This window comes from Shewanella sp. GD03713 (assembly GCF_029843705.1).
Classification (GTDB): domain Bacteria; phylum Pseudomonadota; class Gammaproteobacteria; order Enterobacterales; family Shewanellaceae; genus Shewanella.
This window is the reverse complement of record NZ_JAOCIW010000001.1, coordinates 3,741,758-3,768,182: the sequence shown is the minus strand read 5'-3', so window position 1 is coordinate 3,768,182 and position 26,425 is coordinate 3,741,758. Positions and strand designations below refer to the sequence as shown.

The window sequence follows — 26,425 nt, the reverse complement described above, 5'->3', positions numbered from 1 at the left end:
CAAACCGCTTTTCAGCGGACACTTTCGCGAAAACCAGCGGACACTTTTTAATAAAGCCCTCGGTGTCCGCGGACACTTTTATCTTCAATTCTACCTAACATGCTGAAAATAAATGTTTTAATGAAATTGGCATAGGCGTTGCTATTACTGGATATCGATTTTTAATAGTGTCCGTAGCGATGGGCCTATCCAGCCCTCCGACAGGGAAGCGAGAAACGCCATGATTAAAGATACCAGCGGCCAAGATAAAGTCCTTGTGCCATCGACCGCAAAACGCCTCAAGTTGCCTCTGATGATTGGCGGCTGCACCTTACTCGTCAGCGCCTTAGTGTGGGCCAGTTTTGGTAGCGATAAAGTCAGCCAGTCCATCAGCCGTAGCGAGCTCACCACCGCTACTTTATATGTTGGCACACTCACTCGAGATGTGGCCACCACGGGCAAAATTGTTGCCGCCAATGCGCCGATCCTCTACAGCACCGAAGAAGGCACTGTGACGTTACTGAGCAACCCAGGGGATAGCGTCAGCAAAGGTGATGTGGTCGCAAAGCTGGAGAGTCCAAGATTAACCAATCAATTAGAGCAGGCGAAATCACTATTGGCGGGATTAGAGAGCGCCCTTGAGCGTGCCAAGCTAGACGCCAGACGTAACCAATTACAAGTCAATCAAACCTTAGACATGGCCTCGGTCGATTTGGAAGCCGCCGATCGGGAGAGCCGCCGTGGGGATTTATTGATCCAATCTAAACTGATCAGCCAAATCGACTATGAGAAGGGCAAGGACGATCTGCACAAGGCAAAACTCAAATTTAAGCATGCGGAGCAGGAAGTGGCCTTAACCAAGGATACCTTAACCTTTGAGGTGAAAAACAAGGCCTTGGAAGTTGAGCGTCAGAGTCTGGCGGTAAAAGAGCTTGAGCGTCAGGTCGATGCCTTAAATATCAAGGCGCCGGTGAGCGGCATTATTGGTAACTGGTTGACCGAGCAAAAAACGCGTTTAAGCGCCAATCAACCCATCCTGACCGTGGTCGATTTAAGTGCCTATGAGGCCGAGTTGGCAGTGCCTGAATCCTACGCCGACGAGTTAGGACTCGGAATGGAGGTCGAACTGAGCTTCGGTGAAGTCAAACTCATGGGCAAACTATCCTCGATTTCCCCCGAAGTGCGTAACCGTGAGGTGACCGCCAGAGTGCAATTTGTCCAGAGCGAAAGCTTGAAGCTGCGCCAAAATCAGCGGATCTCCGCCAGAGTCTTGCTCGAACACAGGGCGAATGTGTTGATGGTTAAACGCGGTGTCTTTATGACCAGCGGTGGTGGCGATGAGGTTTACCAAGTCGAAGGCGATATTGCTACCCGCCGCGACATTAAGCTCGGCAGCACCAGCATGAGTCAGGTGGAAGTGATCGAAGGCGGTAAAGCGGGTGACGAATGGGTGATCTCCAGTGTTGAGCCCTTCAACCATGCCGAACAGGTCAAAATGCATTGATGACCGATAGTCAAAAATTACTTATTAATCAAATTGATGTAATTAACGCCGCTCTGGCTGAAAAGTCTGCGGCTAAGGTGTACAAGGAGTTCATTATGCGTACTAAAAACGTCGATCTTGGTCTGTTGATGTCATCCAAATTGTTTGGTGTTCTGGCCTTAGCCCTACTGGTCGTGGCGGTTGAGCTGGGCATAGGTGAGGCTAATAGCTGGTTTTTCCTCGGCTTAAATATTTTGGAATGGACGAATCCCCTAGAAGAAGCGCGTCAGGTGGGTGATGTCTCGATGGAAAGTGTGAGCTTTATATTCGCCTGTCTCAATGGGTTTTTCGATGCCTTGAGTGGGTTTGTGATGGGCCGTTTTGCGGGGTAAGGGCTTTGTGTAGCCGTTACCACTTAAAGATAAAGAAATACTGGCGCGTTTTATAAGCCGTTTGCGCGCAAAGATAAAAATTAATCAAGGAAATTAAAATGTTATCAATGAAGAATATCAGTAAGGTTTTTAAAACGGACTTAGTGGAAACCCACGCGCTGCGGGATTTCAACCTTGAGGTGAACGAGGGCGAGTTTGTGGCGGTTACGGGTCCTTCTGGCTCAGGTAAAACCACCTTCTTAAATATCGCTGGCTTGCTCGAAGGCTTCACCCATGGGGATTATTTTTTAGATGGGATTAATGTCTCCAACCTCAGTGATAACAAGAGTGCCGCCGTACGTAACGAGAAGATTGGCTTTATCTTCCAAGGCTTTAACTTGATCCCCGATCTTAACCTCGCGGAAAACATTGAAGTGCCGCTGCGCTACCGTGGTTTTAGTGCCAAGGAGCGTAAACGCCGTGTGGAGCAAGCGTTAGAGCAAGTGGGCTTAGGCGCGCGGATGAAGCATTTGCCGACCCAATTATCCGGCGGTCAGCAGCAAAGGGTGGCGATTGCCCGCGCTTTAGCGGGGGAGCCTCGTTTTCTGCTCGCCGACGAACCTACGGGTAACCTCGACAGTTTAATGGCCCGCCAAGTGATGGAATTATTGGAGAATATTAACCAATCTGGCACCACGATCATCATGGTGACCCACGATCCTGAACTGGCTCGCCGAGCCCAACGCAATATCCAAATTGTCGATGGTCAAGTCTGCGACTTTACCATGTATCAACCTAATGCGGCCCGCAGTGCAAGCCACGGCAGTGTCGATAAACTGGTTGCTAACGCCCAAGGCTAGGAGCGGTTATGTTCTTCTATTACTTAGATTTAGCTTGGCGTAGCATCAAAAAAACGCCCATGTTGTCGGCATTGATGATCATGGCGATTTCCATCGGCATTGGCATCACTATCACCACACTCAATATTTATAAAATGATGTCGATTAACCCTGCGGGGGAGAAATCCGGCCAATTGTTTGCGGTGCAGCTATGGAGCCAAGGTCCAGATGCCTGGGATCGCTTCGATCAACAGATCACCTATCAAGACGGGATGAACTTACTCAAGAGTGATATTCCTAGCCTACAAACACCTATGTTTCGCACGGGCGGCGCGGTGCAAACCGAAGATCCGGCTTTTTTACCCGTGCTGCAATCTCGGGTTAGGGTAACCAATAACGACTTTTTTCCACTGTTTGGCCTTGAGTTTCAATTTGGTCAGGCGTGGGATGACAGTGTCGATAAGGATGCTCGCTACGAAGTGGTGTTGACCGATGAGCTGAATAAAACGCTGTTTGCGGGCCAAAATAGTGTCGGCAAGACGATTTATTTCAATGCTAAGCCCTATCAAGTGGTTGGAGTACTTAAGCCTTGGGAGCCGAGTCCAAACTATTACGACCTTAACAATGGCGCCTTTGGCAATGTGGATACTTTGTTTGTGCCCTACAGCTTAGCGCCGATTGAGGAATATGGCAGTTGGGGGAATACCAACGGTTGGAACTATGAAAGCATCAACAACTACGCGCAGCGTTTAACCTCTGAAAAGCATTGGACCCAGTATTGGGTGCAACTGGATACGCCTGAGCAAGTGGCTGAGTACCGTCAGTGGGTACGCCAATATATTGAACAACAAAAGAAATTAGGCCGCTTTAGCTCGCCTAAGGCCGATGTGCAGTTGTCCGATGTTGACCAATGGTTAGCCATCAATAAAGTGGTGCCGGAGGATAACAAGGTGCTGGTGGGCCTGAGTGCACTCTTCTTAATTGTCTGTTTAGTCAATATGTTAGGTCTGTTGCTGTCTAAGTTTTTACGTCGAGCTCCCGAGATTGGTGTGCGCCGCGCCATCGGGGCCAGCCAAGGGCAGATCTTTGCCCAACATATGGTGGAAGTGTCCTTGATGGGGTTATTCGGCGGTTTACTCGGCTTGGCTTGGGCCTGGGGCTCATTGATGCTGCTGACCAAGAAGTTTGATTTGGAGGCGTCTTTAACTCACCTCGATACCAGCATGTGGTTGATAGCGCCAATGATCGCGATTTTGGCGGCTGTGGTGGCTGGCATTTACCCCGCGTGGCGTGTGTGTACGACTAACCCAAGTGTTTATCTTAAGAGCCAATAATCGGGGGCAATATGTTACATATCAAACCTATTCTCAGCAGTTTATTACGCAGTAAAAGCGGCCCCTTGTTGCTGTTATTACAGATCATTTTATCTGTGGCTATCGTCGCGAATGCGAGCTTTATTATCGCCGAGCGTTTGAATTTAATGGCGCGTGATTCGGGGGTTGTTGAAAGCGAAGTTTTCGATTTCAGTATTTATCATTTTGATAAATCGACGGATTTAGTCGCGCAGGATAAACGGGATTTGGAACTTCTGCGTGCGATTCCTGGGGTGATTGATGTTGCGCCCACTTCAATGGCTCCCCTGAGCGGCGGCGGTTGGTCGAGTAACTTTACGCTGGGGCCTGAGGAGCGCGCTAAATCCACGCCCAATACGGGCATGTATATGAGTGATGAGCATTTTATCAACTCCCTAGGGCTGAAGTTAGTCGAAGGACGTAACTTCTATCCCCAGGAGATCACCACAGAGTTGCTGGAAGATGGTGGCAAGATGCTCGTCACTAAAGCCTTTGCCGATAAGGTATGGCCGAATGAAACCGCACTCGGGAAAAGCGTCTATATGGGCACGCAGCACTTTGTGGTGATTGGAGTGCTGGAGCGCTTACAAACGGCGTGGGTGGATAACAAAAACCTGGAGTTTAGCTCAGTGTTGTCGGTGAATTATCCCGCTGACTATAAACGCTATTTAGTGAGAGCTAAGTCGAGCGATATGGCTCGCCTCAAGGAAGTCATTCCCGAGCTGCTGCACAAGGAATATCCGAGCCGCGTGGTCGAAGGTTTTACGACCATGGGAGAGCGCCGTATCGAGGCGTACCGTGACCATGAGTTAATGGCAACCGTACTGACCATGATGGTGGTGTTACTGCTGCTGATCACATCCCTTGGGGTGACAGGCATGGTGATGTTTAATATCCAGCGCCGCACTAAACAGATCGGCACTCGCCGTGCGTTAGGGGCGAAAAAGCGCGATATTATCAGCTACTTCCTCGTAGAGAACTATCTGCTCTGCTTGCTCGGCGGCAGCATTGGTGTGCTGTTAGCGATTCAGCTCGGTCAGCAATTGATGAGCCTCTATAGTCTGCCGATGCTGGAGATAGTCTATCCATTATTGACTGTGGCGGGGCTGTTTGCGGTAACCACTCTTGCGGTGTACTTACCGGCTCGCAAGGCCGCTAAGATTTCTCCGGCGACAGCCACCCGCAGTGTTTAAATAAGTTGAAGGGCATTAAGTGCGATAACAGTAGGATGTTATTGCACTTTTTGTTACTTTAAGGTTAATAGTTTTACTCTGGACGCATATGCTCACATGGACACTATTCTGATTGTCGACGATAACCATGCCATCTGCCAGGCCTTAGGATTAATGCTGGAGATCAATGGTTATCAGGTCTTGACTTGTCATACGCCCGAAGATGCCCTTAGCCTAATGTCAACCCAAGATGTTGATTTGGTTATCCAAGATATGAACTTCACCCGCGATACTACCTCGGGGGAAGAAGGGCGGCAGCTGTTTTATGCCCTGCGTGAGCGTCAGCAAGATCTGCCGATCATCCTGATGACGGCGTGGACCCAGCTTGAAACAGCGGTCGAGTTAGTGAAAGCGGGCGCCGCCGATTATATGGGTAAACCGTGGGATGATGCTAAGTTACTAAACAGTATCACTAATTTAATCGCACTACATAAACTTGCCCGTGCAAACCAGCAACTCGAACGGGTGAACTCCCAGCGTCAGGTGGCGATCGCCGATGCGGATCTTTGTGGAATCGTGTTTGGCAGTGGCGCTATGCAGCGCTGTATCGACTTAGCCTTGCAACTGGCGCGTTCCGATGTGTCAGTGTTGATCACTGGCCCCAATGGTGCGGGTAAAGACAAACTTGCCGATATTATTCACGCTAATTCTCCCTTAAAAAACAAACCTTTTATCAAGGTGAATGTGGGCGCCTTGCCGATGGAGTTGCTCGAAGCAGAACTCTTTGGTGCCGAGGCGGGAGCTTTTACCGGCGCCAATAAGGCGCGCATTGGTCGCTTTGAAGCGGCCGATGGCGGCACGCTGTTTTTGGATGAAATTGGTAATTTACCCCTGTCTGGCCAAGTGAAATTGCTGCGGGTATTACAAACCGGAGAATTCGAGCGCTTAGGCAGCCATAAAACCTTAAAGGTGAAGGTGAGGGTGATCAGTGCGACCAACGCCGACCTAGCCCAAGATATTGCCGAGGGGCGTTTCCGTGAGGACTTATTCTACCGTTTGAATGTGATTGAATTGGCCTTACCGCCGCTGAATCAACGCATTGATGATATCTTGCCCTTAGTGAAGCATTTTGTCGGCGAGGGTTTTAGCCTGAGTAAACCGGCGCAGCAAGCCCTGTTGCAGCACCGCTGGCCGGGCAATGTGCGCGAGTTGGAAAACGCCTGCAAACGTGCGGCGCTGTTGGCCCAAAGCCGAGTGTTAACCGAAGCCGATTTTGGGTTACCACCCGCCCATGGAAGTCATTCAAGTGCAATAAACACTACGACATTTGGGCGAACCTTGTCCGCAATAACACCGATTGAACCGCAGGTGAAAAGTTTGCATCATGACGTACCTGCTCAATCGGACTCCAGCGACGCTATGGATGTTAGCCGTGAGCAGATTGAAATGGCCCTAAGGCAACACAAGGGCGTGATTGCGCGCGTGGCTAAATCCTTAGGCTTGAGTCGACAGGCCTTGTATCGCCGCATGGATAAGTTTGGTCTAGAAAAATAACCATAGCATGATAAACACTGAGCATTAGGCGGAATTTTAGGTGCAACTGCGAACAAAATTAATCATTTATTCAACCGTTTGTTGCGCCTTAGGTGTGCTCTTGACCTTAGGTGTTGTGAGCTATCGTCCGACTATCTCGCCCGTTGAAGTCGCTGCGCCCATCAAGATCCCCGATATAACTATACCGCCCCTCGATGTAGATAAGCTGCAAGAGACTGTCGAGGCAGCAATTAAAAATAACGAGCAATTACAGCAAGCTCTGCCATTGCAAGAGCGTTTAAGGGCGGAACAGATTAAGCATGAGCTGCAAAAGTTGGAGCAACTTAAGCAAGAACAGCTGCAAATTAAGCTCTATAAACTCGAGCAACTTAAAGACGGACTCTTTAGCCCTTCAGTCCATCCTGAAGTGCCGCCCATAGCGCCACCCGCTGAACCTATCTCGCTGCCTAAGTTGAAGTTAGAACACGAGGCAGTGTCCACACCGCCAATCACTGAATGGCTATTCATATTACTGTTTGCCTGCGGCACCTGTGCCTTGGGTGTGGCTTGGTTTACCCGCCATTTAGCTCGCAGTCTCAATGCATTAGAGGTTGGTTTACTCAACTTTAACGACAATGACTTTAGCGTCAGCATTCCGGCGAATGGTGAAGGGCAGCTGAAAGCATTGGCGGAGTTATTCAATGATTCGGCGGCTAAGCTGCGCCAAGAGCGGCAATATATTTACCAGCGGGAATTGCTGCTGGATAAGGTAATTCAAAGCTCTCCGAATGTGATGCTGCTGTTTAACGATCATCAAAAACTCATGTATGCCAACGATGCGGCGCGGCATCTTTTTCATATCAAAGGCAAGATGGAAGGCTTGAGCCTCGACGAGCTGCTGCAAGACTTACCCGAAGCGCTTGCCTTGGCCCTTAAGCAGGAAAAGAGCGGCCTGTTTACCATGGGTGAGGATGATACTGAGACTTGGTATCTGAGCCGTGGCCAGTTTTTACTGAATAACCAACAGCATAACTTAATCTTGCTTAAGCAGATGACCCGAGAGCTTAATCGTCAGGAAGTGGCGGTATGGAAGAAGGTGATCCGCATTATCAGCCATGAGCTAAATAATTCCGTTGCGCCCATCGCCTCCATGGTGAACTCGGGGCGTTTACTGACGAAAGATCTCGATAATCCCAAGCTTAAGCTGATATTCGACACCATAGAGAGTCGCACGAATCACTTGAGCCAGTTTATTTTCAATTATGCGCGCTTTGCTAAACTGCCTTTACCGCAGCGACGTGATGTGCCGTGGCAGCAGCTTATCGAGCATTTAACCCAACATTACCCTTTTACCTTAGCCAATGAGTTACCCGCTGAAATGGGCTATTTCGACCAAGGGCAAATGGAGCAAGTCCTGCTGAATTTACTGAAAAATGCCCATGAATCAGGTTCTAACCCCGATGAAGTCACGCTCTCGATTCGTCACCAAACCATGGTGGATGGGGCGGGCTTTAGTATCAAAATCGAGGACCGTGGCAGTGGTATGTCCGAGGAAGTGTTAGAGCAAGCCCTATTGCCCTTTTACTCGACTAAACAATCGGGCACGGGTTTAGGCCTGCCACTTTGCCGCGAAATTATCGAAGCCCACGATGGCAGCATTAGCATGCATAACCGCAACGACGGCGGCCTATCGGTACATTTGTGGCTGCCGCAATAAACCGCGTTTAAGTGTGTATCAAGAGGTTTCACTCCTCAGACGAATGTATTACCCAAATGGGCTATTTTGCGGTTTTTACCTTAGCTTTTCGGGCTAATTTACCCCTCCCTCTAATGACGAAAGATCGGCTGCCCTGTTACCCTGCGTAAGCGAAAATGTTGACTAAGGGCTGGCCCTTGGTTCGGCTTTGGATATCGCGCAATGGGTGGCTTTCATCAACAGGGAGAGGAAAGTGAGATCGTTAAAAAAGCGGTTGTTCGTCTGCATCTTGTGTCCCTTGCTGCTTGTCAGTTCCCCCAGTGTTTTGGCCGATGATGACATTGAAATCAGTGGATTAGTTATAGACAGAACCTTAACCCGTTTTGGTAAGGATTTTGGCTTTTACTATTCAAGTTATTGGCGCGAATTGCCCTTTACCCAAGGCTTTAACGTGACCCTATATGAAACCGTGTTTCCACAGGCGGGCACGGTTTTAACCTTAGAGGTCAACGGTACGCGTATCTATACCACGCACTTTGGCCGCCGCGCCAATCCTATTAAGGAAAGCGCAGAGCAGGCCATATTGCTGACCATTGATTACTTAGCTCAGGTTCGAGCCAATGCCATTACGGGTGATTTTTCAGGAACAACGGACGACTTTTAGGATAATAATGACTTACAGGACGTTACTTTCTCTTGCCGTGCTCAGCATGGCATGCACAAGCCAAGCAACCGAATTAATCTATACCCCAGTGAATCCCAGCTTTGGCGGTAATCCGCTTAATGGCTCCTTTCTGCTGAATAAAGCGCAGGCTCAAAACGATAACAAAGCCAGCTCGACCGAAAAGGACTTTGTTACCCGCTTTAAGGAATCCTTAGAACGTAACATCATTAACTCCATCACCCGTGGGGTGGCCGACGGGGAGATCACTGATGGGGTGTACGATACGGGTGATTTCCGTATTGAAGTGGCTTCAACTGGCACAGGGGTGATGCTGACCATCACCAATATCGAAACCGGTGAAGTGACAGTGATTGAAATGCCAACCTTCGGAGGCGGAAACTAATGACTCGTTTAGTGTTTATCGCCCTGATGCTGCTGAGTATGTCAGCCTGTAGCTTGATCCCAAAGCCAGACTTAAATATCACGCCCGCTCAAGTTAATCCGATGAGTGAGGTGATGAAAGGGCTACAGAGTCAGCCTGGGCCTAAGTTTCCTATCCCTGTGGCCGTGTATTCCTTTCGCGACCAAACGGGCCAGTATAAGCCCCAGGCTAACGTGAGTTCATTCTCTACTGCGGTTACACAAGGGGCGACATCGATGCTGATGCAAACCTTGATTGACTCTAAATGGTTTACGCCCGTCGAGCGTGAGGGCCTGCAAAACCTACTGACCGAGCGCAAAATCAGCAACAAACAAAATGGCACTAAGGGTGATGATATTCCGGTATTATCGACGGCGAGATTGCTATTAGAAGGCGGTATTATCAGCTACGAGACCAACACCAGCACCGGCGGCACTGGGGTGGAATACTATGGCATAGGCGCCTCGGAAATGTACCGTGAGGATTTAGTCACTATCTATCTGCGTGCGGTCGATGTGCACACGGGTAAAGTGATGATGTCTGTATCTACGAGTAAAAGGGTACTTTCGCAGGAAATGCGTGCAGGCCTGTTCCGCTATACCAGTTTGAATCGTTTGGCCGAGGCGGAAGTCGGTTTTACCACTAACGAGCCAGTGCAATTTTGCGTGTTGCAGGCCATCGAACTCGCGGTCGCCGAGTTGATTGATAAGGGCATTAAGCAAGGTTATTGGAGTCAGGCTCAGGTTACACAACCCGCTGAAAGACAGCAGGAATTGAGCCAAGGTTAATTCCCATTGCGATAACAAGCACCGAGCCCGCGACATGTCTGGCTCGGTTTTTTTATGGTTAATCGGCCTGTAATGCCTTCCAAAACAGTGCAAAGCTGGCATCGCGGTAATGTTTATCTTTGCCTAATGCTGGATTATCGATAAAAAAGCGCGTGGCGGCCAAGTATTGTCCGTGACAGTTTTCCAACATCAAATCAACGGGATAGTGTGCAATCAGTCCCATTAACTGCCCCTGTTTTATCAATTGCGCGATAAAGCCTAGGATGCTGTTCATCGCCTGCTCACGAATATGCAGTGCGATCTGCGGCGACATAGAATACTGCTGGAAAAACAATTGTTTGACTGGATTTTCAATCGACCAATCGATCGCACTCTGCCAGAGTGTTTCGGCATTGTGCTTAAGATCTTGCCCCTCGCCGACCTTTAACAACAAGGCATCGGCAAATTCTTGCTTGATGGTAAGAAACAGGCTTTCCATCAGTGCTTCCTTGGTCGGAAAATGATGGAAGAGGGTGCCGGTGGCGACGCCCGCCTGCTTGGCTATCGATGCGGTCGAGGTGCCATGAAACCCTTGGTCGACAAATAAGCGTAAGGCGGTCTCCAAAATGGCCTGACGTTTATCTGTCATGGGTTTAGTGTCTGTTGATAATATGGTCGACATAACTACTCCTAAGCGCCCGTATTAGCGTAAAAACAGCTTCATCAACATGCGTTGGATAAAAGTGCCATAGGGAGGATGGACAAACTTACCCGTGTTGAAGCGACCTCGGCTAAGCACGGTTTTAGTGTGGCTAAAGGTGAGGAATCCTTCTTTGCCGTGGTAATGCCCCATACCCGATGGACCGATACCGCCAAAGGGGGCATCATCGGCCGCCACATGGAACACGGTTTCGTTGATGCACACACCGCCGGAATGGGTTTGCTTGAGGATTTTTTGTTGGCTCGCTTCATCAAAGCTCATCACATAAAGGGCTAAAGGGCGGGCGCGATGGTTCACATAGCTAATGGCCTCATCTAGGTTGTCATAACCAATCACTGGCAGCAGTGGGCCAAAGATTTCTTCTTGCATCAATAGCATATCTTCAGTGGTGTCGGTAATGAGCTGAGTGGCGAGTTTACGATGCTGGCTATCAATCACGTCATTCGAGGCGGGGATTATCTTAGCGCCTTTAGCCTTGGCATCCTCAAGCACGGTTAGCAAACGCTCAAACTGACGGGCATTAATAATGCTACCGTAGTCTTTGTTATGAGTAATGGCGCCATACATGGCTTGGAATTTCGTCTGATAGGCTTGGATAAATTCTGCCACTTTCGCCTTAGGACAAAGCACATAGTCAGGTGCTACACAGATTTGTCCAGCATTCAAACACTTACCATAAATCATTCGTTCTACTGCTATCTCAAGTGGCATATCGGGGGCGATAATCACTGGCGACTTCCCACCGAGCTCGAGAGTCACTGGCGTGAGATTATTAGCGGCGGCGCGCATCACATGGCGACCGACTGTGGTTGAACCGGTGAACAGCAGATGATCGAAGGGGAGGGCGGAAAACTGCGCCGCGACATCGGCTTCCCCTTCGACCACGGCAACATGGGATTCTTCAAACACTTCGGCGAGTAATTGCTTGATGACGCTATTGGTCGCGGGAGTGAATTCCGAGAGTTTGAGCATGGCATGGTTGCCTGCGGCGATGGCCGTAACTAAGGGGCCGATGGAGAGCATGACGGGGAAGTTCCAAGGCACGATTATCCCAATCACGCCGAGTGGCTGATAATGCACTTTCACTTGGGCGGGGGCGAGTAAGATGCCCGCATGACGGCGGCTTGGCTTGAGCCATTTCTTTAGGTTTTTCAAGCTGTAATTGATGTTGTTGACCACGGGCATAATGTCGGAAATCAAGCTGTCGTCGACCGATCTGTGGCCATAGTCCTGTGACAGCGCCTCGACGAGCGGCTGTTGGAATTTCAGCAAGGCGGCCTTAAGGCGTAGTAAGCGCTCTTTACGGATAGCGTAATCGGGATTCGGGGCTGCCAAGTAACTTGCACGTTGGCGCTGGAGTAACTCGGTAAGTGGCGAGATTTTTGCTGGGTCTGTTGCCATATTCATAGTGATCCCTCGGGTGCAAGCCTTAAGCTTTGGAAGCGATTTGTGGTGTATAAAAAAACCGACTGATTAGTCGGTTTATCCTAGCGGACAGCGTGAGCATACGCAAGTGTTCTGGTGCTTTTATGAGCAAGATCACGGCCTGTTATGGGCTTAACTTCTACACTTAAAAGGTAGTTTGTTAGACAAGGAGTAGGTATGACTTTGTTAAAGCATGGTATTTCTGTTGGTATTGAGCGTTATGGCGATGATGATTTTTTTGTTGCCTTTAAAGCGGTTGGTACCTTAACTCATCAAGATTATGAGGTGATGGTGCCGGTGCTTGAGGCCGCGTTAGCAGGGGTTACAGATCCCGATATTTATGCCTTAGTCGATGTGACTGAGCTCGAAGGTTGGGAACTTCAAGCCGCTTGGGACGATCTAAAACTAGGGGTTAAGCATGTTCGTCACTTTGAGCGGATTGCCATAGTCGGTAAAACGACGTTACAGGAGGTGATGGCAAAGCTGGCAAACTGGTTCACTCCGGCCGAGGTTAAGTTTTTTGTCGATAAGCTGGATGCTATTACTTGGCTCAAAGATGAGCTTAACGATGACTAGCCATTAAGGAGAACAGATTATGCGTTCAGGTCAAATACTCTGGCCCACAGATTTTTCGGAAACTGCGGCCCATGCGCTACGTTATGCTATTGAAATGGCAAATCTATATCATGCAGGGCTAAAGATATTACACGTTGTTGAGCAACCAATTGGTGACGAGAACTATATGATCTTAGCGATCACGCCTGAGGAACTCGCTAGGAGTATGGAAGAAGCCGCCGCAACCAAGATGCAGGCTTTACTCGAGGGCCTCAAAACCGAATTACCTATTACCACCCTGATTCGCCGTGGCGATCCCGTCGATCAGATTTTAGAAGAGGCCAATGGTAAGGATGTGGGCATGGTGGTGATTGCCAGCCATGGCCGGACGGGAATCTCGCACTTTTTACACACTAATGTCGCCGAGGCCGTTGCCAATGGCGCCGCTTGCCCCGTACTGGTAGTGAAATAGCATTTAAAGCTCTGATAAGAGGGCGCTAAGGCGCCCTTTGTTTTTGATTGCTAAAGCATAATTAATTTTACGGCCTAGCTGCTTGTCCCGATTTACTGCTATAAAATACAGATTATCAGCCCCCATTTATTGGGCGAAACAACCATAAGCGATGGATAAGATTATGCGTACTCAAGAAGTGTTATGCCCGACGGACTTTTCGGCAACTGCCGCCCACGCTCTTAAATATGCGGTTGAAATGGCAAATCTTTATCAGGTGGATATCCGCTTACTGCATGTCGTTAGCCCAGCACGAAGCGCCCACTTTTACGGTGTGGCAGTGGAGACGCCTGCGACGTTAGAGCAACAGCTCGCTGAATTTGTTGAACAAAAAATGCAAAGCCTACAGCAGGATATGCAACAGGGATTAAAGTCAGGCCTTAGTATCAAACCCGTCATTCGCCATGGTGATGCCAGTGAAGAAATTCTCGCCGAAGCCACCGATGTGGGCATGGTGGTCATTGCCAGCCATGGTAGCACTAGCTTAATGGACTTTTTAAAACCCCATGTGAGTCAAGATGTGGTGCGACTCGCTAAGTGTCCGGTACTCGTCGTTAAGTAGGATCAGAGCGGATCATGCTTTAACACTGAATGATCCAGCAGGGTATTAGCCGCCTCGGCCTCATTATCTAGGGACACTAAACGTCGATATTTTTCCTGTAGCGCGTTCAGTGTTCCATCTTCGGTGATCTGCTTTAATCCTTGATTAAAGTCATCACGAATTTGTTCATTTAAGAAGGCAAATTTATATTCTGTAGGTGGGAAAATACGATTGCAAATAGCCACTTGCTTGATTTCTGCCTCGGTCAATTTCCCCTCGATAAATGCCTGCTTGAGATAGTATTTAAAGATATTCTTATCCATCACCACGACATCGGCCCTGTGCTTCATCAGCATATACACCTGTTGTATCTGTCTGGCCTGTTCCTGATAACTGGGATTGGTTTTCGCCATTTGGGTAAATTCTTCCCCAAGCAATATCGAAGCGCGTTGAAAGGCCACCACCTTCTTACCGTCTAAGTCTTTAACGCTATTGATAGTGAAATCTTTATCATCGAGGCTGATGGCGCAGTTTTGGTAGCGGATGGCGACATCGGAGTAAAAGACTTTATCAACCATGCCGTCTTTAATGTTGATAATGCCGTCGAGTTTGCCTTCCTTGAGCTCATGGAAAGTACGGGCCAAGGGCAGGTAATGAATGCTGGCGTTGTGACCTTTAACGGCTAATGCTTGATATAACAATTCAAGCTCTAAACCGCTGTTGGATTCTTGGATGACATAGGGGGGAATAGACAGGCTTACACCAATTTTCAGCTCCGCCGCCTGCATTATTTGGGGATGTATTAGGGCGGCTAAGCCCAACAATCGGTAACGAAACCGGGACATTCTGGCGGAACCTGAAGCAACTTTAGCGTGTTTTATCACTCATCAATACCTCGTTGTGAGTCACCAACCTGTATTGGCCGCTCCATGACCTACAGCAATAAGTGTAGTTTGCTAATTTATAGTCTTAGTTATTTTATTTAGCAAAAGCGCAATCAGGCTTTTAGAAGGAGGACCCTGGCTGGCTTAAAAAGGCGATTTCTTCTGTGGTAGATTCTCTGCCTAATATCTTGTTTCGATGGGGATAACGACCAAATCTGTCGATAATCTCCTTGTGCCTCAGTTCAAATTCTAAATTGGCGATAGCCGCTTCTCGGTTGAACAATTTCACCGCAACTTGGTGAATAAGCTGCGACTCGCTATGCATGTAGGGCATAAATAAAAAGGGCACTTGTTTTGGCTTAAGTACTTGGTCAACCTGCTGGGCGACGGCCTCTTGAGCAAGGACGAGGGCGATGGCATCGGCCTCAAACGCGGCGGGCGTATCGCGATAAATATTTCGGGAGAATTGATCCAGCACTATGATTTCGGCTAAACGACCTTGAGGCGTTACGCGCCAATCGGCAAGTTCACCCCGCTTGGCTTGTTTGAGTAAGTCTTCAAAGCGGGACTGGATTAAGGCATCAAATTCAGGGTCTTTGATCCACCAAGATTTAGGTGAGATTTCCTCAAACCAGAAATGTAGCACTTGCTCAGCGGTAATCATTTGGTTCATCACTTACTCCCATCGATTGACTCCTCTTAGAAATAACAGCCATGGGGGGATAAACACAAGTCAATGAGGATAATTTGTTCAATATTGGCGGGAGTAACCCTGTAAACTCTGCCTAATAATTTGCGCTGAGGCTATTTCTTATTCACTGAATATCAAGTAGTTTTATAGACTCTTGATCAATTTTTGGATCGTTCCTCTATGCCCCTAGAAGCCGCAGCCACTCAATCGATGTCGAAACAGCATAAGGCATTTTTGCGTAAGCTATATTTAGCGCATTTAATGGATGATGAACGACATAACCTATTATCACTCAATAAGTTAACTGGAATGCCGCGGCGCACGCTACAGGATTCTATCGCCGCATTTGAAGATATAGGGATTCGAGTCGAGTTTGTGCAGGACGGCAACCGTAACAATGCGGGTTATTATCGTATCGTCACTTGGGGGCCAATCAGCAGCGCTTGGGTTGATACCCATGTCGATGAAATTGCTGCAATCATTGGTGTTAATGCCTCAAGTGAAGCGTTGGCGTGAAAGAGCGCGGATTTTGGTTCGACACTGAGCCACAGTTAAATCAACGAGCCGTTTTACCGCCCTTAGAGCAGGATATCGCCGCCGATGTGGCCATTATCGGTGCTGGGTATTCCGGGCTTTGGACTGCCTATTATCTAAAGCAATACCAGCCAAATCTGTCTGTGGTTATCCTTGAGGCCGAACGCATAGGCCAAGGTGCATCCGGCCGCAATGGTGGTTGGTTGATGGGCAGTTTCAGTGGCGATGTCGCCTATCTTAATCAGCTTCAAGGCGAGCAGCGCCTTATCGCTAAAGCCATTATTCAAGCAACCATCTCTGAAGTTGCCACTGTTTGCGCCAAGCATCATATCGACTGTGATTTACACCATGGCGGTAACTTGCGGGTAGCGGCGCGTTATCCCGAGCAATTAGCCAATATTAAAGCCGAATTAGCGCAGTGGCGCGCAGAAGGTTTTGGCGAAGAAGATATACGTTGGCTGGATAAGCCTGAGCTCGATAGGCAAGTATTTATGTCCGAGGGCCAAGCGGCACTTTTTACGCCCCATTGCGCGCGAATACATCCGGCGAAACTCGTCTGTGGCTTGGCTGAACTCGTACAAAAGTTAGGGGTGAAGATCTATGAGCACACACCTGTAAATCACATGGCGCATCTTGGCGATGCACAAACCCAATTACAGACGCCACAAGGAAATGTTCGGGCGGCGATTGTGGTGCCCGCAGTGGAAGGTTATCTACGTCAGCTCAGTGGTCTGGGGCGATTTACTTTACCCGTGCAGAGTTTGCTTATCGCCACCGAGCCGTTAACGAACGCCACATGGGATACAATTGGCTTGGCTAATCGCGCGACCTTTAGTGATGCCAGTCGTATAGTGACTTATGGCCAGCGTAGCCCTGATAATCGGCTGATATTTGGTGCCCGTGGCGGCTATGGCTTTGGGGCGACAATTCGCACCGAATTTGGTTTTGACCCTAAGCTCTTTAATGCGAAATTTCCCGCCAATCAAAGCCCACCTCAGTGTGCTTTCGAGGGCGAATTTGATTTCCGTTATCAATTATTATTGGCGTTATTTCCTCAACTTAAGGGTGTCGAAATTACCCATGGTTGGGGCGGTACCTTAGCCTTGGCGAGGCGCTTTGCTCCCCATGCCATTTTTGATAAAAGTCTCGGTTTAGGTCTGATTGGCGGCTATGGTGGGGAAGGTGTCGGGGCGGCAAACCTATTTGCCCGCACGCTGGTGGACTTGATATTAGAACGTGATACACAGTTTGCATCTATGCCTTGGGCGTTTAATGCTCCAGTTCAACAGGTATTAGCACCCTGGGAGCGCGAGCCTTTACCTTGGCTCGCTTACCATGGCATGAACAAGATTTTTGCGTGGGAAGATAGGCTCTACAGCCAGCTCAAGAGTGCGGCTTGGCAAAAAGGCTTAGCTAAGTGGCTCGCGAATCGATTAGAAGGCTTAATGAGTTAATCTTTTTATAAAACAGTTAGTTAACCAGCCAGTTGCCGAGTCATTTTTATTCATACACGATTTATTCATACACGATTTTTCATACATGATAACTACTTTGATGATCCGAATATGTTAACCGAACAGTTTTTTCTACAGGGCCGCCTTAAGCTTGAGACCATTCCCCATGAAATGCGCATGTCCCATTGGGTGTATGCGCCCAGATTAACCGACACGCAAAGCGGGCAAGTGCTGCTCGATCTTGTCGGCCAATGCTGGGATTGTCAGTTTGCGATAGAGCGGGACAATACGCTTTGTCTAACACTCGATGGCTACCCCGACAGAGCCAACTGGCTTGAGTTGGCCTTTTCGCCCGAGACGGGGCGAGTCCAGCTAAAGGCTGGCAATATCAATGCTAAGGCGCTAATTGCACAAGCGTTTCTGCCACAGGAGCTTGCCGGCTACCTTGATATGTTACGCGTTAATCTCCTGAGTTAAAGGAAGATATATGCCCCAAAACCAAGCCAGCTAAGGAGTAGCAAGGCGATGGCAGCCCATGTGACAGGAGTAAATTGAGTCTGCGGCAGCGAAAAATCTTCGTCGTCATCCATCTCGTCGGCCGTGCTCGCTTGTTGGTTTCTTGCCCTTAGCTGTTGTTTTCTCAGTTTATCGCGCTCACGGGACTTGGCTTTTTGGCGTTTTTTGTATTCGGCAATGCCTTTTTCAATCCCTTGCGCGATAAGCTTAGTTTGTTCCTTTGTTTGCCCCGGTTTTTGCGTGGCTTTGGCAATGCTTAAGGCGTCTTGCTGCGTCTCGGTGGAAATTGTGTTTTTCATCTGCTCAATGTACTGGCGATATCGATTGGCACGATTATACCCTTAACCTTAAGAGAAACAGCTTAGCGGGTTTGATTTTGGATTAAAAAATCAATGGATAACCGCCCTGCGGTGCAGGAATAAACTCAGGTTCATAATCCCATACCTGCCGAATAATCTCGGCCGATAAAGCCTTGCTTGCCGAGCCTTCACTGACGATTTCACCCTGCTTGAGGACGATAACTCTATCGCTGTAACGGGCGGCCTGATTGAGATCGTGTAGTACCACAATCACAGTGTAGGCGTGCTTGTGGGCGAGATTTTTTGCCAGCGCTAATACCTTATGTTGCTGCGCCAGATCCAGTGCCGAGGTGGGTTCGTCGAGCAGTAAAATCGGCGGAAAAGGAGATTGGCTCAACTGAGTTAATACCCGCGCCAGTTGCACCCTTTGTTTTTCACCGCCCGAAAGGGTGGGGTAACTACGCTGCGCTAAGTGCACTATCTCCACCTCGGTGAGCCATTTTGTGACTAGGAGTTGTCCCGCCTGTTGGCTCAGCGTGAGGGGATACAAGCCCATAGCAACCACTTCATTCACCTTAAAGGGAAAGGTTAAACTCGCGTGCTGCGGTAACACTGCAAGCGATTTTGCCAGTTCTGCCCTTGGCCAATCGACAAGCGGGCAGTGCCCAAGCCAAATGCTGCCGCGCGCGGCGGGGATCTCTTGGCACAGCGCCTTTAACAGTGTGGACTTACCCGCGCCATTAGGTCCTAACAGTGCGGTGACACTGCCCGGTTGAAATTGCACACTAATGTCCTTTAACACCGCTTTATCGCCGATAGCGTAGCTAAGTCTATCCACGCTTAATTGGGTACGTTCAAAATGTTGTTTAGCGACGGGCGCAGCCGATAAGCTCATAGCCATGGGGTTCTCGCTTAGATTAATTTGCTGCGTTGTTGCAGGAGTAAAAAGATAAAGAATGGTGCGCCAATGAGCGCAGTCACTAAGCCAACGGGGAGTTCCGCTGGGGGTAAAAAGGCGCGCGCGCCGATATCGGCAAGTGCCAACAAGGCGGCACCTAACAGGGCGCTCATGGGGAGGAGGCGTTGATGATCTGGCCCCAGCAACATACGCACTAAATGGGGCACTACTAAGCCAATAAAACCGATAATGCCCGTTGCCGCAACACTGACGCCGACCCCTAAGGCGCAGAGCAGGATGAGTCTCAGCTTGAGTGAATCAACATCAATGCCTAAATGCCTGGCCTCGGCCTCACCGAGCAGCAGGGCATTAAGTGCCTTAGCATCACGATTAAATTGCCAACTCAGCAGGGCTAACACCACTAAACATAAGCCCACATATTGCCATTGTGCGCCGGCAATACTGCCCATTTGCCATAGAGTTAAATCCCTGAGCGCCATATCATTGGCTAAATAGGTTAATACGCCAATCCCAGCTCCGGCGAGTGCGGCAACGGCGACGCCAGATAAGAGCAATAACACGACCGATGTGCCTAAAGCGCTGCTGGCAAGACGATAGACAATAAGGGTAGTGATTAAACCAGAGCCAAAAGCACTGACAGAAATCATGACAGATTCGGCGTGAGGGAACAGCACTATGCAGATGGCCGCACCTAATGCCGCGCCGGATGACACGCCAATAATTCCAGGATCTGCCAGAGGGTTACGAAACAACCCCTGCATAACAGCACCGCATTGGGCCAACATAGCCCCAACGGCAAGGGCTAGTAAGGTGCGAGGCAAGCGGACATTGCTGACAACCAGTTGCTCGTGGGGAGCAAGATTGCCAATGTTTTGCTCCGTGGCCCAATTAAACACCGCGCTGAGGGAGTCGATAAGGCTGATATTCACCGGCCCGACACTGACGGAAAGCAGGCTGCTGAGGATAAGCAGCATTGCCATGGTGGGCCATAGCCAGCGATGTTGTAACATACTCATCAGCCCTAAAATTATTGACTTTGCTTGAGCAACGTGGCGGCTAAGGTTTCAGCCGCACCGATAGCGCTAATGCCTAACCCGCCGAGTAAGGCTTGTGGGGCAAGGGCTTGAATATGGCCATTTTTGCCTGCGGGAGTGTGGGCGAGTAACGGCATTTCCTTTAAGAGTGCTTGCGCGGTTTGTTCATCCGTTTGTGCATCGCTCTGTTCGCTGCGCTTAGAGAGTAAAATCACATCGGGCTGGAGTGAGAGTATGCCCTCTTGGGATAGACTCTTATAACCTTCAAAGTCGGCAATATTTTTCGCCCCAGAGAGCGCGATAATGGTATCGGCCGCAGTACCTTTGCCGCCGACGCGGGCGCCGCGTCCTTCCTGTAATAACATAAACAGAATTTTCGGCTGGGCCTGCTGTTGGTTCAATTGCTGTTGCTGTTTATTTAGTCCTTCAAGTCTTTGATGCAAATCTTGTTTTAACTGTGTCGCTTGGTCTGTGCGTTTCAGTAGCTGAGCTAGGGTATCAATATTGGTCATCAGCTGTTTCTCATCGGCACTGGAGGGTAACTTCACCACCTCTATCTTGGCCTGTTTGAGCACATTGAGCGTGGTTTCTGGCCCCATCACCTCAGAGCCGACAACTAGAGTTGGTGACAACGCCATAATGCCCTCGGCCGACAACATTCTGTGATACCCCAATTTGGCAATTGACGCCAAGTGCTCGGGAAGATAGCTGGTGGAGTCCACTGCAACCAGCTCGTCGGCGGCATCGAGGGCAAGCACCAACTCTGTCACCCCAGCGCCCGCGCTAACCAGTTTTATCTCCTGCGATAAGGCATTGGTCGAGAATAAGGCCGCGAATGTTGAGAGGCTGAGCGCCTGGAAAAATAGCCGCCAGTTATTGGCTGATTTATTGGCATGACGATTGGCTTGAAACAACATGGATAAACTCCTACTTCATCTGTGTGCAAGGCAGGCAAAAGGTACTGCCAAGGGAAATGGTTTCGAAAAATGTTCTGCTTTAACCTAAGCGATTAATGCTCCATCAAAATCTGCGTCTGGCTGATGGCATTGCCCTGCAAGAGCGCTAACAGCTGCATTAAGGGTTCTACTGGCGCGGCTTTATCTGCCGCGATAACAATACTGGCCTGAGGATGACGTTTTAGTCGTTCTTCAAATGCCGAATTGAAGGCGTTTAACTCGGAATAGGTCTCGCCGTTTAGCACCCAGTGGGGAGCGTTTGCCAGGATATTAATAGCGATGGATTCTTTAGGTTCGACAGCCGTGATGGCGCTGCTTGGGCTTTGCGGCACTTCCACGGGTAAACTCATCAAACGGCTATTGGCGGTGAGCAATAAAAATACTAAGACGATAAAAATAATGTCAATCAACGCCGTAAGATCGATGCTCGGAAGGGGCTCTAAGGCCGAGATCCCCGCTTGAGGTAATGAGGCTCTATCGGCACTGATCATGGCTGTGACTCGAGTTGAGTGTTAGAGGCGGGTTTCGTGCGATTAACGTCGGCAAAAGCCTGATAGTGATTCTGCTCGAGGGCGATATGTTCAACCCCAGATAGCCACAAATTGAGCTGATTCAATACATGACTCACTTTTACGCATTGACTATGGGCCCAGATCCCAAACAGATGGGCGGCAGTAATGGTCGGCACCGCGATAATTAGACCCGCTGCCGTGGTGTTCATCGCCAGCCCAAGCCCGGCGCTGAGCTGTGATGGGGTGACAGGACCTTGGGATTGCCCTAACTGGGCGAACATCTCAATCAGCCCCAATACTGTTCCCAATAGACCCAGTAACGGGCTAATAATCCCAATCACTTGCAGTAACTTGAGGCCCGCTTGTAAGTCCCTTTGCTGCTTGTTCAGCCACAGGCTGAGTAATTCTTCCCTGAGCGGCTTTGGCTTATCGGCTTGTTTTAGCAGTAAATTGGCGCCCCTTGTCAGTAAGTCCTGCTGACGACTCGTACTCTCGATAAGTGCTTGAATAGTTTCACTGCAAGCCTTGGCATCGGATTGACGCAGCGTTTTCACCCAAGCCTGTTTTTTGGGTGATATAGATGCAAAGGATTGCTGTAAAAATAAGGCACTACGTTCGAGGCAAATCATTAACGCGAGAAAGGCGCAGATAAGTAGCGGCCAAGTCAGGGCGCCGAGTTGAGCCTGTAGGGTGGAAAAGTCAGTCATGGGCAATTGAGCCTCTTAGGTCAAATTCGTTATCTAATAATGGTTATCAAGCTATCAGCGATAACTGAAATGCTGCGGTTAGGGACGTTCAATTTAAGGCGAAGCGAATAGGTACTCTCACCTTGTAATGGCTGGCCAGTTTGTTGGTGGGAGCTTGAAACTCCCAGGTCTCCACCGCCTCTAATGCCGCTTGATCTAGCAGCCCCACGCCTGAGCTTTTCACTAAGGTGAGGGCGAGCTGTTGTCCAAATTCGTTAAACAGCACTTCTACCGTCGCCGTGCCTTCAAGCCCTTTTTTACGTGCCATGCGTGGATAGGTAGGTTGCGGCGGTTTACTGGCAAAAGTTGGCGTCGCCAGTTCAATAATCTCGGGAGTGGCTTTAGTGTTCTCGCTGACACTGGTGGACGTCATATTGGTGTTGTTAATAGCGGCATTATCTTGAGCCTTGATTTCTGCCATTTGCGACAACACTAAGTCAGAAGGTTTTGTTATCTCTTCAGTTTCTTTCTGATGCTGTGTATTTGCGGCCATAAGAGGCTTTGCTGTTGTCGCATCAGCCTTAGAGGATGTGTTCGACGTTGGCTTGTTCTGCACTGCGGATTGAATCGTTCGTGGCTTATCTGTGGTTGGTGCAGGTGCTTGCCTTGTCATTTCAGTTATTGGCGTATCAGTGAGTGCTGGCGCCGTTTGGGGCTTACTGGTATTAGGCGCATGTGTTGAAATCGCATCTTCGGTAATCGTATTCGCAGGCGTATTTTTTATCGCTGATTTTTCTGCTGCACGATGGGCTGCAAAGCTTAAGGTAACCGCTTTATTTGCTTCTTTGAGTGCGGTCATTTGTGCCGATTCATTGAGACTACTTGGTAATGGCATAGCAGGCTGCGATGCAATCACACCCGTTTGGATTGCAACGGTTAATGCGCCAAAAACCAGATATCGTTTCGGTGTCACAGTACGCCTTCCAAGTTCAAAAAACAGTCGCCCATCAATCAATGCTAATTAAGATACGTTAATATAAATAAGATCGCAAATGATAATGATTTCTATTTGATCAATTTTCCAATCTCAGTTAGAGTGCCAGCAATTACGAAAATGGATGCTCAAAAATGCAGCAGCTCGACCTAGGTTCACGGACTAACCATACATGGTCGATTTGAATTCTAATCGATTAATATCATTGATGATTTAAGGATGTAACCATGCAAAAGAAGCCGTTAGTTATCGCCATTGCGATCGCATTAACGACTACGGCGCTAAGCTTCACGTTAGCGGCTGAAGAAGGTGTGACTGCGCAGCAAAAGGAAAAGAAACCGGGATTAGTCGAGACTGAGTTTGATGAAGTATTAGTCAGCGCGACACGCCTTAGTGAAAAAGTCTCCCAAACGAGTCGCAGTGTTGCCGTTGTGAGTGAAGAACAGCTCAATGTGGCTCAGGCATCATCGGTTGCTGAAGCGCTAAAAAATGAAGCCAACATCACTCTAACCAATGGGCCGAGAGCGACGTCTCAAGGGGTTGAGATCCGTGGCTTAAGCGGCGATCGTGTATTACAAACCATTGATGGTGCAAGGCAGAATACCAGTTCTGGTCACCGTGGTTCTTACTTTATGGATCCAGAATTACTCAAATCAATTGAGGTGATTCGCGGTCCTGCCAGTAGTCTCTGGGGCAGTGGTGCCATCGGTGGTGTGGTGGCGCAGAATACTAAATCGGCTCAAGACTTCTTAGCCCCTAACGAAACCTTCGGTGGCTATCTAAAGCAAGGCTATGACACGAATGGCGATCGCACTAAAACCAGCGCTGCCGTGTATGGCCAACAAGATACTATTGATTGGTTAATCAATGGATCTTACTTCGACTCCAATAATATCAATACGGGGAATGACGAAACCTTAGCGAACAGTGCTTCTTTGGGGAGCAACGGTTTAGCTAAGTTTGGTTGGCAAGCCGATGAGGCTTCACGCTTAGAGTTATCGGCAAGAGTTGGCAAGATTAATGAACTCGTGCCGAGTAATCCTTCCGCCGCGGTGAGCAGTTCAGTGCCTTTAGTACGCCGCAAAACGGACGATCAAAACGTCACCCTTAATTACAGCTTGGCGCCGGCAAATAATCCGTATTTGGACACCAAAGTCCAAGTCTATTGGAATAGCACGGATTATGACGAAGACCGAGTGACCAAAGGTCAATTCGATAGCACCGAATACCGCACCATCGGCATCAATCTCAACAACAGTTCGCAGTTAGGCAACACTAAGCTGACCTATGGTGTCGATGGTTATCGCGATACCCTTAAAACCGTCAGAGACGATAGGGGTCAAGTGGGGCAGCGCCCAGGGGATATTGATGGTGAGACCACAGTGTGGGGCGCCTTTACCCGTGCCGATATTCAATTAACGCAAACCGTCAATCTCGACGCCGCCTTACGTTACGACAGCTTCAAAAACGAGAGTCACAATCTCAATGCCTCTGCGGATGACAATGAGTTATCACCTTCGCTGGGTTTGAGTTGGCAGACTCAGCCGTGGCTGACCTTAAGTGCACGTTACGATCAGGCTTTCCGTGCGCCGACGGTTGAGGAAATGTTTTCTACCGGAACCCATTATTGCATTCCGCCGATCCCCGGTTTTTTACCCCAAGGTCTGTGTAATACCTTTGCGACGAATCCCAACTTAAAGTCTGAAGTCGCCCGCAATAAAGAACTGAAAGCCGATTTTCGTTTCAACGACTTAGCCGGAGATGATGAGCTGGCTTTCACCGTAAACATCTTCCGTAACGATGTGGACGATTTTATCGTTCAGCAAGTCTCCAATCCGTTAATGGGGATCCCAGGATTTGAGCAAACTACCTCATGGAATAACGTGGAAGATGCGCAGTTAACGGGCTTTGAGCTCAGCGGCCGTTATCGCATTGGTCAAACACGGCTGGCAATGAATTACGGTCAGACTCGCGGCGAAGACCGAAAGACTGGTGACTATATCGAAGGTATGCCCGCCAATAAGTTTAACGTCGATCTCTCCCAAGGCATCATGGAAGGCGATATGAAACTCGGCACCCGAGTGACCTATGTCGCCAGCCAATCCAATACGCCCGAAGGTTATCGCGTGGCTAAGTATGACGATTACACCCTGTGGGATGTGTACCTCGCCTGGGAACCGGCTATGGGGGCAATGTCTGGCCTGAGAGTCGACTTCGCCATCGAAAACATTGGTGATGAGAAATACCAGCAGGCATGGCAGACCCTGTATCAACCTGGTCGCAATATGAAGTTGTCAGCACGTTATATGTTCTAGGCCCAGCTTTAGGAGATGCAAATGACACAGACAATCGACACTGAAATCAGTCACCCTAGCCATCACATAGATGCCGACTCGCAGTCCATGTTAAGGCAGCGCTTTGTCAGCCAGCCCGATTTAATGCCTGCACAGTTGGCGAGTGAATTAGGGATTGCCGAGCTTGATGTGGTCGCAGCACTACCGCAAGCGCAGCGGGTGTTTTTACCTTTGACGCAAATGGACGAACTGCTGCAGAGCTTACCCGAGTGGGGACCTCTGACCACGATAGTGATGCTCTCGGGCAGCGTTTTTGAATTTAAAGGTGATTTTCCCCAAGGGAAATTTGCCCATGGATATTACAACCTCTACAGCAAAGGCGATGGCCTTCATGGTCATCTCAAGCTGGATAACATGCGAGCGATCGCGCTAATCAGCAGACCCTTTAGGGGCAGCGAGAGCCATTCGATTAACTTTTTTGGTTCTCAAGGCGAGGTGGTATTCAAAGTTTATTTAGGACGAGACAAGCAAAGAGTGCTTTTTCCTGAGCAAGTTCGCCGTTTTAAAGCGCTAGCGGGCACCTTTGCCACTCAACAGTCACCGACATAATTTATTAAGGTAT

29 protein-coding genes are annotated in these 26,425 nt (G+C 49.1%); 18 read left to right on the top strand and 11 right to left on the bottom strand.

What is annotated here, in order from left to right; genetic code table 11:
* Positions 1–220 precede the first annotated feature (220 nt).
* The 10 genes from N5E87_RS16585 to N5E87_RS16540 all read left to right on the top strand — a co-directional run bounded on the left by N5E87_RS16585 (position 221) and on the right by N5E87_RS16540 (position 10,298).
* Positions 221–1,483 carry an HlyD family efflux transporter periplasmic adaptor subunit gene (locus N5E87_RS16585; protein WP_279769869.1) on the top strand — a complete coding sequence of 421 codons (1,263 nt, stop codon included), beginning with the start codon at positions 221–223 and terminating at the stop codon, positions 1,481–1,483.
* A 95-nt stretch (positions 1,484–1,578) separates the two neighbouring features.
* On the top strand, positions 1,579–1,854 hold the full coding sequence (locus tag N5E87_RS16580; RefSeq protein ID WP_279769867.1) for a hypothetical protein: 276 nt from the start codon (positions 1,579–1,581) through the stop codon (positions 1,852–1,854).
* Positions 1,855–1,952: 98 nt separating this feature from the next.
* Positions 1,953–2,693 carry an ABC transporter ATP-binding protein gene (locus N5E87_RS16575; protein ID WP_011621658.1) on the top strand — a complete coding sequence of 247 codons (741 nt, stop codon included), beginning with the start codon at positions 1,953–1,955 and terminating at the stop codon, positions 2,691–2,693.
* Between the two features lie 8 nt (positions 2,694–2,701).
* Positions 2,702–4,006 carry an ABC transporter permease gene (locus N5E87_RS16570; RefSeq protein ID WP_279775435.1) on the top strand — a complete coding sequence of 435 codons (1,305 nt, stop codon included), beginning with the start codon at positions 2,702–2,704 and terminating at the stop codon, positions 4,004–4,006.
* An 11-nt stretch (positions 4,007–4,017) separates the two neighbouring features.
* Positions 4,018–5,217 (top strand): FtsX-like permease family protein, encoded by a 1,200-nt coding sequence (locus N5E87_RS16565; protein WP_279769864.1) that lies wholly within the window; start codon positions 4,018–4,020, stop codon positions 5,215–5,217.
* A gap of 96 nt (positions 5,218–5,313) precedes the next feature.
* Positions 5,314–6,750, top strand: coding sequence for a sigma-54 dependent transcriptional regulator (locus tag N5E87_RS16560; RefSeq protein WP_279769863.1), 1,437 nt, complete (start codon positions 5,314–5,316; stop codon positions 6,748–6,750).
* 40 nt (positions 6,751–6,790) lie between these two features.
* Positions 6,791–8,446 (top strand): ATP-binding protein, encoded by a 1,656-nt coding sequence (locus N5E87_RS16555; protein WP_279769862.1) that lies wholly within the window; start codon positions 6,791–6,793, stop codon positions 8,444–8,446.
* Between the two features lie 232 nt (positions 8,447–8,678).
* Entirely contained in the window at positions 8,679–9,089 is a 411-nt protein-coding gene (locus tag N5E87_RS16550; protein WP_086902698.1) for a curli production assembly/transport protein CsgE, read from the top strand.
* Positions 9,090–9,096: 7 nt separating this feature from the next.
* Complete coding sequence (locus tag N5E87_RS16545) at positions 9,097–9,492, top strand: curli assembly protein CsgF (RefSeq protein WP_220053730.1); 396 nt, start codon at positions 9,097–9,099, stop codon at positions 9,490–9,492.
* Positions 9,492–10,298 (top strand): CsgG/HfaB family protein, encoded by an 807-nt coding sequence (locus tag N5E87_RS16540; RefSeq protein WP_279769861.1) that lies wholly within the window; start codon positions 9,492–9,494, stop codon positions 10,296–10,298. Before N5E87_RS16545 ends, N5E87_RS16540 begins: the two co-directional genes overlap by 1 nt.
* 58 nt (positions 10,299–10,356) lie before the next feature.
* Here N5E87_RS16540 and N5E87_RS16535 read toward each other — a convergent pair whose 3' ends face one another.
* On the bottom strand, positions 10,357–10,959 hold the full coding sequence (locus N5E87_RS16535) for a TetR/AcrR family transcriptional regulator (protein WP_279769860.1): 603 nt from the start codon (positions 10,957–10,959) through the stop codon (positions 10,357–10,359).
* Between the two features lie 21 nt (positions 10,960–10,980).
* On the bottom strand, positions 10,981–12,405 hold the full coding sequence (locus N5E87_RS16530; RefSeq protein ID WP_279769858.1) for a coniferyl aldehyde dehydrogenase: 1,425 nt from the start codon (positions 12,403–12,405) through the stop codon (positions 10,981–10,983).
* A gap of 195 nt (positions 12,406–12,600) precedes the next feature.
* Between N5E87_RS16530 and N5E87_RS16525 the strand changes: the two genes are divergently transcribed.
* The 3 genes from N5E87_RS16525 to N5E87_RS16515 all read left to right on the top strand — a co-directional run bounded on the left by N5E87_RS16525 (position 12,601) and on the right by N5E87_RS16515 (position 14,051).
* Complete coding sequence (locus N5E87_RS16525; RefSeq protein ID WP_279769857.1) at positions 12,601–12,999, top strand: STAS/SEC14 domain-containing protein; 399 nt, start codon at positions 12,601–12,603, stop codon at positions 12,997–12,999.
* Positions 13,000–13,018: 19 nt separating this feature from the next.
* Complete coding sequence (locus tag N5E87_RS16520) at positions 13,019–13,450, top strand: universal stress protein (protein WP_279769856.1); 432 nt, start codon at positions 13,019–13,021, stop codon at positions 13,448–13,450.
* A 163-nt stretch (positions 13,451–13,613) separates the two neighbouring features.
* On the top strand, positions 13,614–14,051 hold the full coding sequence (locus N5E87_RS16515; RefSeq protein ID WP_279769855.1) for a universal stress protein: 438 nt from the start codon (positions 13,614–13,616) through the stop codon (positions 14,049–14,051).
* A 2-nt stretch (positions 14,052–14,053) separates the two neighbouring features.
* Here N5E87_RS16515 and N5E87_RS16510 read toward each other — a convergent pair whose 3' ends face one another.
* Together N5E87_RS16510 and N5E87_RS16505 are read right to left on the bottom strand one after the other, a co-directional pair.
* Positions 14,054–14,875 carry a transporter substrate-binding domain-containing protein gene (locus tag N5E87_RS16510; RefSeq protein WP_279769854.1) on the bottom strand — a complete coding sequence of 274 codons (822 nt, stop codon included), beginning with the start codon at positions 14,873–14,875 and terminating at the stop codon, positions 14,054–14,056.
* A 160-nt stretch (positions 14,876–15,035) separates the two neighbouring features.
* Positions 15,036–15,587, bottom strand: a complete 552-nt coding sequence (locus N5E87_RS16505) for a DUF924 domain-containing protein (RefSeq protein ID WP_279769852.1) — start codon at positions 15,585–15,587, stop codon at positions 15,036–15,038.
* A 198-nt stretch (positions 15,588–15,785) separates the two neighbouring features.
* Between N5E87_RS16505 and N5E87_RS16500 the strand changes: the two genes are divergently transcribed.
* From N5E87_RS16500 to N5E87_RS16490, 3 genes are all read left to right on the top strand, one after another.
* On the top strand, positions 15,786–16,121 hold the full coding sequence (locus tag N5E87_RS16500; protein WP_279775434.1) for a winged helix-turn-helix domain-containing protein: 336 nt from the start codon (positions 15,786–15,788) through the stop codon (positions 16,119–16,121).
* The gene (locus N5E87_RS16495) at positions 16,118–17,593 is read left to right on the top strand and encodes an FAD-dependent oxidoreductase (protein ID WP_279775433.1); all 1,476 of its coding nucleotides are present in this window, start codon (positions 16,118–16,120) and stop codon (positions 17,591–17,593) included. Before N5E87_RS16500 ends, N5E87_RS16495 begins: the two co-directional genes overlap by 4 nt.
* Positions 17,594–17,704: 111 nt before the next feature.
* Positions 17,705–18,070 carry a hypothetical protein gene (locus N5E87_RS16490; protein ID WP_279775432.1) on the top strand — a complete coding sequence of 122 codons (366 nt, stop codon included), beginning with the start codon at positions 17,705–17,707 and terminating at the stop codon, positions 18,068–18,070.
* On the opposite strand, the gene N5E87_RS16485 is transcribed toward N5E87_RS16490, so the two are convergent.
* From N5E87_RS16485 to N5E87_RS16455, 7 genes are all read right to left on the bottom strand, one after another.
* A complete protein-coding gene (locus N5E87_RS16485) occupies positions 18,067–18,408 on the bottom strand; it encodes a DUF2956 domain-containing protein (protein ID WP_279775431.1) in 342 nt (113 codons plus the stop codon). The genes N5E87_RS16490 and N5E87_RS16485 overlap by 4 nt on opposite strands.
* An 82-nt stretch (positions 18,409–18,490) precedes the next feature.
* Entirely contained in the window at positions 18,491–19,309 is an 819-nt protein-coding gene (locus N5E87_RS16480; protein ID WP_279775430.1) for a heme ABC transporter ATP-binding protein, read from the bottom strand.
* An 11-nt stretch (positions 19,310–19,320) separates the two neighbouring features.
* Complete coding sequence (locus N5E87_RS16475) at positions 19,321–20,337, bottom strand: iron ABC transporter permease (RefSeq protein ID WP_279775429.1); 1,017 nt, start codon at positions 20,335–20,337, stop codon at positions 19,321–19,323.
* 17 nt (positions 20,338–20,354) lie between these two features.
* Positions 20,355–21,278 (bottom strand): hemin ABC transporter substrate-binding protein, encoded by a 924-nt coding sequence (locus N5E87_RS16470; RefSeq protein WP_249556094.1) that lies wholly within the window; start codon positions 21,276–21,278, stop codon positions 20,355–20,357.
* A 92-nt stretch (positions 21,279–21,370) separates the two neighbouring features.
* Positions 21,371–21,808: a biopolymer transporter ExbD gene (locus N5E87_RS16465; RefSeq protein ID WP_249556093.1), complete on the bottom strand. Its 438-nt coding sequence runs from the start codon at positions 21,806–21,808 to the stop codon at positions 21,371–21,373.
* Positions 21,805–22,542, bottom strand: a complete 738-nt coding sequence (locus tag N5E87_RS16460; protein ID WP_249556092.1) for a MotA/TolQ/ExbB proton channel family protein — start codon at positions 22,540–22,542, stop codon at positions 21,805–21,807. Before N5E87_RS16460 ends, N5E87_RS16465 begins: the two co-directional genes overlap by 4 nt.
* Before the next feature lie 82 nt (positions 22,543–22,624).
* Positions 22,625–23,488, bottom strand: a complete 864-nt coding sequence (locus N5E87_RS16455; RefSeq protein ID WP_279775428.1) for a TonB family protein — start codon at positions 23,486–23,488, stop codon at positions 22,625–22,627.
* Between the two features lie 248 nt (positions 23,489–23,736).
* On the opposite strand from N5E87_RS16455, the gene N5E87_RS16450 reads away from it, so the two are divergent.
* Both N5E87_RS16450 and hutX read left to right on the top strand, forming a co-directional pair.
* The gene (locus tag N5E87_RS16450) at positions 23,737–25,824 is read left to right on the top strand and encodes a TonB-dependent hemoglobin/transferrin/lactoferrin family receptor (protein WP_279775427.1); all 2,088 of its coding nucleotides are present in this window, start codon (positions 23,737–23,739) and stop codon (positions 25,822–25,824) included.
* A 21-nt stretch (positions 25,825–25,845) separates the two neighbouring features.
* Positions 25,846–26,412 (top strand): heme utilization cystosolic carrier protein HutX, encoded by a 567-nt coding sequence (hutX, locus tag N5E87_RS16445; RefSeq protein WP_279775426.1) that lies wholly within the window; start codon positions 25,846–25,848, stop codon positions 26,410–26,412.
* Positions 26,413–26,425 lie beyond the last annotated feature (13 nt).

Bases quoted from the DNA above. Each gene is read 5' to 3' on its own strand.
- N5E87_RS16585 (WP_279769869.1), top strand. From the start codon at position 221: ATGATTAAAGATACCAGCGGCCAAGATAAAGTCCTTGTGCCATCGACC.
- N5E87_RS16580 (WP_279769867.1), top strand. From the start codon at position 1,579: ATGCGTACTAAAAACGTCGATCTTGGTCTGTTGATGTCATCCAAATTG.
- N5E87_RS16575 (WP_011621658.1), top strand. From the start codon at position 1,953: ATGTTATCAATGAAGAATATCAGTAAGGTTTTTAAAACGGACTTAGTG.
- N5E87_RS16570 (WP_279775435.1), top strand. From the start codon at position 2,702: ATGTTCTTCTATTACTTAGATTTAGCTTGGCGTAGCATCAAAAAAACG.
- N5E87_RS16565 (WP_279769864.1), top strand. From the start codon at position 4,018: ATGTTACATATCAAACCTATTCTCAGCAGTTTATTACGCAGTAAAAGC.
- N5E87_RS16560 (WP_279769863.1), top strand. From the start codon at position 5,314: ATGGACACTATTCTGATTGTCGACGATAACCATGCCATCTGCCAGGCC.
- N5E87_RS16545 (WP_220053730.1), top strand. From the start codon at position 9,097: ATGACTTACAGGACGTTACTTTCTCTTGCCGTGCTCAGCATGGCATGC.
- N5E87_RS16540 (WP_279769861.1), top strand. From the start codon at position 9,492: ATGACTCGTTTAGTGTTTATCGCCCTGATGCTGCTGAGTATGTCAGCC.
- N5E87_RS16535 (WP_279769860.1), bottom strand. From the start codon at position 10,959: ATGTCGACCATATTATCAACAGACACTAAACCCATGACAGATAAACGT.
- N5E87_RS16530 (WP_279769858.1), bottom strand. From the start codon at position 12,405: ATGAATATGGCAACAGACCCAGCAAAAATCTCGCCACTTACCGAGTTA.
- N5E87_RS16525 (WP_279769857.1), top strand. From the start codon at position 12,601: ATGACTTTGTTAAAGCATGGTATTTCTGTTGGTATTGAGCGTTATGGC.
- N5E87_RS16520 (WP_279769856.1), top strand. From the start codon at position 13,019: ATGCGTTCAGGTCAAATACTCTGGCCCACAGATTTTTCGGAAACTGCG.
- N5E87_RS16515 (WP_279769855.1), top strand. From the start codon at position 13,614: ATGCGTACTCAAGAAGTGTTATGCCCGACGGACTTTTCGGCAACTGCC.
- N5E87_RS16510 (WP_279769854.1), bottom strand. From the start codon at position 14,875: ATGTCCCGGTTTCGTTACCGATTGTTGGGCTTAGCCGCCCTAATACAT.
- N5E87_RS16505 (WP_279769852.1), bottom strand. From the start codon at position 15,587: ATGAACCAAATGATTACCGCTGAGCAAGTGCTACATTTCTGGTTTGAG.
- N5E87_RS16500 (WP_279775434.1), top strand. From the start codon at position 15,786: ATGCCCCTAGAAGCCGCAGCCACTCAATCGATGTCGAAACAGCATAAG.
- N5E87_RS16490 (WP_279775432.1), top strand. From the start codon at position 17,705: ATGTTAACCGAACAGTTTTTTCTACAGGGCCGCCTTAAGCTTGAGACC.
- N5E87_RS16485 (WP_279775431.1), bottom strand. From the start codon at position 18,408: ATGAAAAACACAATTTCCACCGAGACGCAGCAAGACGCCTTAAGCATT.
- N5E87_RS16480 (WP_279775430.1), bottom strand. From the start codon at position 19,309: ATGGCTATGAGCTTATCGGCTGCGCCCGTCGCTAAACAACATTTTGAA.
- N5E87_RS16475 (WP_279775429.1), bottom strand. From the start codon at position 20,337: ATGTTACAACATCGCTGGCTATGGCCCACCATGGCAATGCTGCTTATC.
- N5E87_RS16470 (WP_249556094.1), bottom strand. From the start codon at position 21,278: ATGTTGTTTCAAGCCAATCGTCATGCCAATAAATCAGCCAATAACTGG.
- N5E87_RS16465 (WP_249556093.1), bottom strand. From the start codon at position 21,808: ATGATCAGTGCCGATAGAGCCTCATTACCTCAAGCGGGGATCTCGGCC.
- N5E87_RS16450 (WP_279775427.1), top strand. From the start codon at position 23,737: ATGCAAAAGAAGCCGTTAGTTATCGCCATTGCGATCGCATTAACGACT.
- hutX (WP_279775426.1), top strand. From the start codon at position 25,846: ATGACACAGACAATCGACACTGAAATCAGTCACCCTAGCCATCACATA.